3 rRNA genes are annotated in these 1181 nt (G+C 49.9%); all 3 read left to right on the top strand.

Going from position 1 to position 1181, the window contains the following annotated elements:
- Window positions 1–95, top strand: a 16S ribosomal RNA gene (locus AC0YNV_RS40685); the annotation flags it as partial.
- A 156-nt stretch (window positions 96–251) separates the two neighbouring features.
- Window positions 252–368 (top strand): 5S ribosomal RNA (gene rrf / locus AC0YNV_RS40680).
- Between the two features lie 304 nt (window positions 369–672).
- Window positions 673–1181, top strand: a 23S ribosomal RNA gene (locus AC0YNV_RS40675); the annotation flags it as partial.

The following is a 1181-nucleotide window of genomic DNA, read 5'->3' as shown; positions in this document are numbered from 1 at the left end:
CGCAAGGGAGCCAGCCGCCGAAGGTGGGGTAGATGATTGGGGTGAAGTCGTAACAAGGTAGCCGTATCGGAAGGTGCGGCTGGATCACCTCCTTTCTAAGGATTTACCTGATCTCGTTGAAGATCAGATACTCAAGGCAGTAGTTGCTCGCTCGTTGTCAGTTTTGAAAGAGCAAAACTCTTTCAACCGTATTTTTGGAACAGGCATTTTTTAGAAGGATTTCTAGAAGACGTTTGTTTGCAAAAATCTCGTTTGGTGGCGATGGCGGAGGGGAACCACACGTTCCCATCTCGAACACGACCGTTAAGCCCTCCAGCGCCGATGGTACTTGGACCGCAGGGTCCTGGGAGAGTAGGACGCCGCCAAGCGGGCCATTTTTTTGCCCAAAATTTTGCTGCGATACCCGCTGAACTTCCATATTTTGATGGTTGAGCAACTTGGCGAATCGTGGTAGAATGAAATTCCTGTCGAATATGGCAGGGAATTGCACCTTGAAAACTGGATAAGAAATAACAAGTAATGTCCTTTAGCTGGGATAATAACTTACAATAAATTGCATGTTTTTTAGTGTGATCGCTGTAGGTAGCAATGCTTTTCGGAATAACGAAAAGCGGAGCATACTGTGGATGGTGAACATGAAATCTTCAATTTCATAGTCAAACCAACCACTAAGGTTAAGCTAATAAGGGCGCACGGAGGATGCCTAGGCGCTAGGAGCCGATGAAGGACGTGGCTAACGACGAAATGCCTCGGGGAGCCGTAAGCAGGCTTTGATCCGGGGATGTCCGAATGGGGAAACCCGGCTGTCGTAATGGACAGCTACCCTGCAGTGAATACATAGCTGCAGCGGAGGCAGACCAGGGGAACTGAAACATCTAAGTACCCTGAGGAAGAGAAAACAATAGTGATTCCGTCAGTAGCGGCGAGCGAACGCGGATTAGCCCAAACCAGGAAGCTTGCTTCCTGGGGTTGTGGGACGTCTCACATGGAGTTACAAAGGTGTTGATTAAGCGAAGAGGTCTGGAAAGGCCCGCCATAGAAGGTAACAGCCCTGTAGGTGAAAGTCAGCGCTCTCCGAGACGGATCCCGAGTACCGCGAGACACGTGAAACCTCGTGGGAATCCGGCAGGACCATCTGCCAAGGCTAAATACTCCCTAGCGACCGATAGTGAAGCAGTACC

The organism is Paenibacillus sp. JT31N11 (assembly GCF_056269285.1).
This window is presented reverse-complemented; position numbering and strand designations above follow the sequence as displayed.